The sequence below is a fragment of the Niallia sp. HCP3S3_B10 genome (assembly GCF_052064465.1).
GTDB classification, from domain to species: Bacteria; Bacillota; Bacilli; order Bacillales; family Cytobacillaceae; genus Niallia; species Niallia hominis.
The window spans coordinates 41,212-48,172 of sequence record NZ_JBQHVO010000043.1; the positions used below are offsets into that span (position 1 = coordinate 41,212).

Sequence of the window (6,961 nt, forward strand, 5' to 3'; positions counted from 1 at the left end):
GAGAAAAATGCGGTTTAGTGTTCTCGCAAGTGGCAGTACAGGAAATGCCATCTTTGTTGAAACAGAAGATCATTCCTTTTTAGTTGATGCTGGATTAAGCGGAAAGCAAATGGAAGGCTTATTTCAAGGCATTGAACGGAAAATGAGTGATTTAAAAGGGATATTAGTGACACATGAGCATAGTGACCATATTAAAGGGGTAGGAATTGTTGCAAGAAAATATAAATTACCTATCTATGCAAATGAAAAAACGTGGAAAGCAATGGATCCCTTAATCGGCGAAATTCCCACAGAGCAGAAATTTCAATTTGATATGGAAACCGTTAAGACATTTGGCAATTTATCCATTGAATCCTTTGGCGTATCCCATGATGCGGCAGAGCCAATGTTTTATGTATTCCATGAAGGAGAGAAAAAGCTCGTACTAATCACAGATACAGGTTATGTTAGTGATCGAATGAAAGGAATCATTTCCAATGCAGATTCCTATGTGTTTGAAAGCAACCATGATGTGCAGATGCTGAGGATGGGAAAATATCCATGGAATATTAAAAGACGTATTTTAAGCGATGTAGGGCATGTCTGTAATGAAGATGCAGCAATTGCAATGAGCGAGGTAATTGGAGATCGCACAAAGCATATTTATCTTGCTCACCTAAGCTTAGATAATAATATGAAGGATTTAGCCAGAATGTCAGTTGGACAGACATTGGAAAGCCGTGGAGTCGGGTTAGGGGAACAGGTTACTTTATTTGATACAGATCCTAGAATACCGACAAAAATGATGGCAATATAAGTGGATAAAAAAAGCGGATACTTGGTTATTCGCTTTTTTTTATGGAAAAATGGAAGTATGCTATCAACGCTTTTGGGTATCATATGGTGAAAACATCTCTAAGTAGTTCGTTTGTTTTTTTAAAAAAAAGGAAAAATAATAAAGAATATGTTAGAAAAGTATTTAGATAATGTCTGTAGAAAGGAATGAAGCTCGTGGATTACGATTATGGGAATCAGGGAGATGGGCAGAAGAAAAGGTCACGAAAAGGATATTTCTTCTCTGGATTTATTGGTGCAATTATTGGTGCAGTACTTGTTTTATTAATTAGCCCACGGTTAACAGATTTAGCGATTCTTCCGAATAAGGAAGAAGGCGGGAGTGTGATAAGCAATTCGGAAGGGGTAAAAACGCAGAATGTCTCATTGAATGTCGAAACAGATGTCACAAAGGCAGTTGATAAAGCAGCTGATTCAGTTGTTGGAATTACCAATCTGCAGTCCTCTAATTTCTGGGCAGATGAAACGACGGCAGAAGAGGCTGGTACAGGTTCAGGTGTTATATATAAAAAAAGTGATGGCAAGGCATATATTGTTACAAATAATCATGTCGTGCAAGGTGCGACAGAGCTAGAGGTTACTTTATCAAACGGAAAGAAAATTAGTGCGGAACTAATTGGTGCTGATATTTGGACAGATTTAGCAGTAGTCGAAGTAGATGCAAGCGAAATAACAAAGATAGCGGAATTTGGTAATTCAGATACGCTGAAAGCAGGTGAACCTGTCATTGCAATTGGTAATCCATTAGGGTTAACCTTTTCTGGATCGGTTACACAAGGAATTGTTTCCGGATTAGAAAGAACGATTCCAGTTGATATTAATGAGGACGGGACACCAGATTGGCAATCAGAGGTTATTCAAACAGATGCTGCTATTAACCCAGGAAATAGTGGTGGAGCCCTTGTTAATATTGAAGGTCAACTTATCGGTATCAATAGTATGAAAATTGCCGAATCTGCTGTAGAAGGGATTGGGCTTGCGATACCAATTAATTCAGCGATACCAATTATTGAAGATTTAGAAGAACATGGAGAAGTACAAAGACCCTACATGGGAGTTGAGTTGCAATCTGTTAGCGATATTCCGGGCTACTATCAGCAGGAAGCATTAAAGTTACCAGAGGATGTCACTACAGGTGTAGCAATTAAAGATGTTTCACCAAATTCACCAGCTCAAAAAGCAGGATTAAAAGAGCTAGATGTTATTGTGGAACTAGATGGCAAAGAAATAGTGGACTTAATTGATTTAAGAAAGCATTTATATAATGAAAAGAAAATTGGCGATTCCATGGAAGTAAAATATTATCGCAATGGAAAGTTAGAAACAGCAGAGCTAACGTTATCGGAAGATCAAATGTAAAAAAGAAAAGTAGAGCAAAACTGACAAAAGTTTTGCTCTACTTTTTTATTAAAGGAGAATAAGGAGAAATATTTTTTTCCAAAAATAATGATGTTGTTTGTGGATAAGGTCTTATCGTGAAAAGTAAATGAATTTTGTTAGAGTGGTTGCAGTTTTTGGGTAGAATGATAAGATGGAATGTGGATAACTAATAATTGGATTAGAAAAAATGATTATCCACAATTATTTTTAGAAAAATGAAAAAAGCAATCGCTAAAAGGAGAAGGAAAAATGATTTATAGTTGTGCTGAACACGTTGATATAGCAATAGATTCTGTGGTAAATGAGTTTGAAACATTTCCGATTTTGGAACAAATTTCAGATAAAGAAAAGTTATCAACAACCTGTGAATATTGTAAAAATAACGCCATATATATGGTGGCGAACAAGTGATTCCATACTATATGTGGATTAAAAATGTGGATATGTGGATAACTTGTGTGGATATCTTGTTTGTAAAGTGAGGAAAGCATGTGAATATCTCAATTGTTACAGTTGGAAAATTAAAAGAAAAATACTTAAAGCTTGGAATCGAAGAATATACAAAAAGACTTTCAAGCTATTCTAAAATAGAAATCATTGAAGTTCCAGACGAAAAAGCACCAGAAATCTTAAGTGATGCAGAAATGCTGCAAGTAAAGAAAAAAGAAGGCGAACGAATCCTTGCCAAAGTCCCAGCTGATGCACATGTTATCGCACTAGCTATAGAAGGTAAGCAAAAGTCTTCAGAGGAGCTAGCCGATACCATTGATAAGCTAGGGACATATGGAAAAAGCAAGGTTACTTTTATTATTGGTGGATCTTTGGGGCTTAGTGATGAGGTGCTAAAGAGAGCAGATGATAAGCTTTCGTTTAGTAGGATGACGTTTCCTCATCAGTTGATGCGGTTGATTTTGGTGGAGCAGGTTTATCGGGCTTTTCGGATTAATAGGGGTGAACCGTATCATAAATAGAGGCAAAAAAATTTGAAGATAAGGTGGATTTTTGTCTTTATATTCAAGACTTGAAGATGAGTTTTCCTCCAAATGGCCGGATTCAAGATATAGTATATGAATAAGTGTAAATGTCTTGGATAGATTGACTTCGGAAAAGTCAAAATTGAGTTCTATTTTATCCACAGACCGAGAACGATCTTCGGATTGTTTGATGGTGATCTTATTTAGCAAGAGCTGAAAGAGCTGTTTTTTCTTTTCTCTCGAAGACTGTTGAAATGCTTGAACATACTTTTCTAATAATTGCTTAACCACGTCGGGTGGAATAATTTTTGAATCGGATGAACTTAGTTGAACGCTAAGTTCATTTTTCTTTTGTTCTAAGTCATTCTTCGATTTAGCTAACTTCTGTAATCTTTCCTGTAAAATGGATACAGGGAAGAGATTTTGCTCAAAAGCTTCCATATACTTTTCTTGCATAGCTTTGGTTTCTTTAAACTCAGTTTCAATTATCTCTAACTGATCTTTTAGTTTCACATTAGTATAAACCGTGTCTTTATTAATATTTCCTATGATTTGATTTAAACCAGCTGAATCGGTTAAGAAGTCTTTTATACGATTAATGACAACATCTTCTGCATCATAGGCTTTAATTGAATTTGCTTTACAAGCAGATGATCCTTTGTTGTGGAATACACTACATACATAATAGCGATGTTTTCGTTTGCTACCATCTTTTCGAGTATAAGTAGTGATAGATGGAACCATACCTTGACCACAATCAGGACATCGAAGGATGCTACTTAATAGGAACGGCTCGTTGGACTGCCGCTGCTTAAAGGACTTACTTTGTCGTCGGGCTTGGACAACATTCCAAAGCTCATCGGAAATAATGGCTTCGTGTTTTCCTTCGACTAGAATGGGATTAGCATTTTTACCACGCCTTCTCTTTTTATCCCAGTTCTCAACTTGTAACCATCGTATTTTACCAACGTAGATAGGATTATCTAATATTGTAGCAATACCATTAATAGAGAAGAGCTTCCCATGTTTAGTCCGATATCCTGCTTTATTTAAGTGATTAGCTATCGCCTTTAGACCCTTCCCATCTGCATATATAGTAAAGATAAGTTGGACAGTTTCTGCTTCCTTGGGATTAACAATAAGTTCTTTTTCTACAGAATCATATCCGAAAACTATCCCACCATTCCAGTTGCCTTCTTTTGCTCTCTGTGTCATACCTAGCTTCACATTCTCTGAAAGAGTATTTCTTTCCATTTCAGCGATAGAAGCCATCAGTTGGACGACAAGTTTGCCAATCGGACTAGATGTATCGAAGTTCTCAGAGTAGGATATAAACTTTACATCATATTCTTCGAATTTGTCTAAGAGCACAAGAGTATCCAACATGTTTCTTGAAAGAGGTGATATCTTCCATACCAATACAGCTTGGAATTTGTCCTTCTCTACATCCAATATCATTCTTTGCATTGCTGGTCGGCCCTTTATATCTTTACCACTAATGCCTTCGTCAACGTATTCTTCTGCAATCTGCCAATCATAAAGATGAGCATATTGACGTAAAGTTTGTAATTGTGCAGAAATACTATAGCCTTCACTTGCTTGTTCTTCAGTGCTGACACGAACATAAATTGCCACCTTTTTTATTTCAATCACTTTGATCCCTCCTTTAGCTTTTTTAACAGTATTGGTAATAAAGGAGGTGAAAAATACCTAACTAAATTAGAGATTTATTAGTACTCAGATGAGTAGTTAAAGGTAATGCTATAAAAAAACTGAAGTCGTTATAAGAACACATGTTTTTCAAGTCCTGGAGGTATATAACAATAGTTGTCGAATTATGTTTTAGAGTGATTGACTGACTAGTAGGAAAAAGGGAGTTGTTCGAACTTTATATGATTACAAAGGAAGATGTTCTTTACTATTAGAGATGAGGACAAAGGAGAAGATACATGAAAAAAAGCGCTATTATAAAATAATAAAGGAGCGAGAATCACAAGAATATAAAAAGTTCATTAATGTCTACCAAGAAAATAAGGGTGTTTTATCAGATAAAGAACAATTAATCTTAGATTCTATATATGGGGTCAGTAGTGAACCTATGAAATATAGGGAGGTAGGATTAATGTTAAACCTAACCCCTGAAAGAATTAGGCAGCTTATATATAAAGGGGAAAGAAAATTAACATCAGCTTTACGAAAAAAATATAACATTAAAATGATGGAATTTAAGAATTTTAGATGATCTCTATAGCATGAATTATTTTAATATATTAGTGTTTATATTAAATTCATTTGATTATAACGAGATATTTGTGGGGGAAAGCGGGTCCTATACATCCTGCTTCTTTTTTTGTAATCTGTTGCACAGTAGACATATACTGCGCAACAACTATTGGAATAATTTTTGGGAATTAGAACCGTAATCTGGTATTTTTTTGGTATGATTTTAGTATGAAAATTTCTGATATTGTGAAGGTTTTCACTTAAACTAACGAAGCAGGTTACTACAAGAAGGATTTTTGAGTAATGAAGTTGAATAAGACACATATTCATTTTTAAAAATAAGGAGAAATAATAATATGTGGAAGGAATTTATCTCTTCTATTTCGAATGAACATCATTTTAAAGAACCGGCAACAAATTATGAAATTGCTCAAATTCAAAAAGAAATAAATGTTCAATTGCCAGAAGAATTAGCTGAGTTATTTAATGAAACAAATGGAGTATTCGACAATTGGAATTGTCCTTTGGTTTGGTCAACTTCCCAAATTATTGAGGACAATTTGTTTTTTAGAAATTTTGAAGACTATAAAGATATTTATATGCCATTTGATAATCTTTTCTTTTTCTCGGACGCAGGAAATGGCGATTTATTTTGCTATGCAATATTAAAGAATGGGACCATAGATAAAACCGATATATTTGTTTGGAATCACGAGGATGATAGTCGGACCTGGGTAGCTGCTTCATTAAAACATTTTATTGAAGGTTGGCTTACTGATCGGATTGGTGTTTAGGAAAGGGAAAAGGTGATATTTTGAAAATTCTAAGAAAGTCTTTTTTGTATTCACTCTTTTTTAATTTTAGTCTATTTATTTTAGGATATGGGGTCATAAAATTCATCGAATCTCAAATTTCAGGTAGTTTCAATTTTTCCATTGGGTATGTAGGACCTTTTAATAATAATATATTTTTATTGCTGTTAACCCTGATTATTTGTTCAATCATTATTTTTACTGTTTTCTTTTTGATGGCTTTTTCTTTGGTACGACTGATAAAAACAAGATAATAAAAAAACAGTTTTTACTATGTTGTTTTCTGAAAGGCTTAGCTCATCAAAAAACAACTTTTATTTTGGGCTGAAATTTGAGATTGTGAAGGGTTGTACTTAAGCTAACGGGTGCTTTAGTTGAAGTAGACTGTGATTTTAGAGCAAAAGGATTAGATTTTTTCTGATCCTTTTTATGTTGTATTTGTATTCTAATTAGCTTGCTAAACAAGTTTTGATTAACCTGCGATTTAACGTTTTCTTCCTCTCAACCGAACGGGTTGTAACCGTCAAGTAGTTTTGAACACTTTTTGCTAATTAATTTTGAACACTTTCTCTTTCAAAAATTGTTGTTCTATTCTTTATTCTGTAGCTGTCATTTTCGTTCATTTGAATAACCTCTACTCTATGTAGTAATCGGTCCAATATGGCTGTTGTAATCCCTTGGTCTCCCATTAATTCACCCCATTCTTCGGGGCCCTTATTGGAGGTAAGAATAATAGAA

General features: G+C 34.6%; 7 protein-coding genes and 1 pseudogene. 6 read left to right on the forward strand and 2 right to left on the reverse strand.

Features of this window, described 5'->3' with window-relative positions; translation table 11 throughout:
• Nucleotides 1-7: 7 nt before the first annotated feature.
• The 4 genes from ACTNDN_RS17210 to rlmH all read left to right on the forward strand — a co-directional run bounded on the left by ACTNDN_RS17210 (nt 8) and on the right by rlmH (nt 3,185).
• Entirely contained in the window at nt 8-796 is a 789-nt protein-coding gene (locus ACTNDN_RS17210) for an MBL fold metallo-hydrolase (protein WP_031535561.1), read from the forward strand.
• 185 nt (nt 797-981) lie between these two features.
• Nucleotides 982-2,193 (forward strand): S1C family serine protease, encoded by a 1,212-nt coding sequence (locus tag ACTNDN_RS17215; protein ID WP_109768488.1) that lies wholly within the window; start codon nt 982-984, stop codon nt 2,191-2,193.
• Nucleotides 2,194-2,463: 270 nt separating this feature from the next.
• On the forward strand, nt 2,464-2,625 hold the full coding sequence (locus ACTNDN_RS17220; RefSeq protein ID WP_065429117.1) for a CxxH/CxxC protein: 162 nt from the start codon (nt 2,464-2,466) through the stop codon (nt 2,623-2,625).
• 80 nt (nt 2,626-2,705) lie between these two features.
• Complete coding sequence (gene rlmH, locus ACTNDN_RS17225) at nt 2,706-3,185, forward strand: 23S rRNA (pseudouridine(1915)-N(3))-methyltransferase RlmH (protein WP_082169280.1); 480 nt, start codon at nt 2,706-2,708, stop codon at nt 3,183-3,185.
• 648 nt (nt 3,186-3,833) lie between these two features.
• Here the strand turns inward: rlmH and ACTNDN_RS17230 are convergent.
• Nucleotides 3,834-4,841 (reverse strand): annotated as a pseudogene (locus ACTNDN_RS17230) (recombinase family protein); the annotation flags it as partial.
• Between the two features lie 274 nt (nt 4,842-5,115).
• Here ACTNDN_RS17230 and ACTNDN_RS17235 point away from each other — a divergent pair.
• The gene (locus ACTNDN_RS17235) at nt 5,116-5,430 is read left to right on the forward strand and encodes a sigma factor-like helix-turn-helix DNA-binding protein (RefSeq protein ID WP_396953900.1); all 315 of its coding nucleotides are present in this window, start codon (nt 5,116-5,118) and stop codon (nt 5,428-5,430) included.
• A gap of 337 nt (nt 5,431-5,767) precedes the next feature.
• On the forward strand, nt 5,768-6,205 hold the full coding sequence (locus ACTNDN_RS17240; RefSeq protein WP_251629746.1) for an SMI1/KNR4 family protein: 438 nt from the start codon (nt 5,768-5,770) through the stop codon (nt 6,203-6,205).
• A 569-nt stretch (nt 6,206-6,774) separates the two neighbouring features.
• Here the strand turns inward: ACTNDN_RS17240 and ACTNDN_RS17245 are convergent.
• Nucleotides 6,775-6,961, reverse strand: a 187-nt coding sequence (locus tag ACTNDN_RS17245) for an ATP-binding protein (protein ID WP_441131616.1), incomplete at its 5' end; no start/stop codon positions are given.

Excerpts from the sequence above, each read along its gene's own strand:
- ACTNDN_RS17235 (WP_396953900.1), top strand. The coding sequence starts at position 5,116 with ATGAGGACAAAGGAGAAGATACATGAAAAAAAGCGCTATTATAAAATA.
- ACTNDN_RS17215 (WP_109768488.1), top strand. The coding sequence starts at position 982 with ATGAAGCTCGTGGATTACGATTATGGGAATCAGGGAGATGGGCAGAAG.
- ACTNDN_RS17240 (WP_251629746.1), top strand. The coding sequence starts at position 5,768 with ATGTGGAAGGAATTTATCTCTTCTATTTCGAATGAACATCATTTTAAA.
- ACTNDN_RS17220 (WP_065429117.1), top strand. The coding sequence starts at position 2,464 with ATGATTTATAGTTGTGCTGAACACGTTGATATAGCAATAGATTCTGTG.
- ACTNDN_RS17210 (WP_031535561.1), top strand. The coding sequence starts at position 8 with ATGCGGTTTAGTGTTCTCGCAAGTGGCAGTACAGGAAATGCCATCTTT.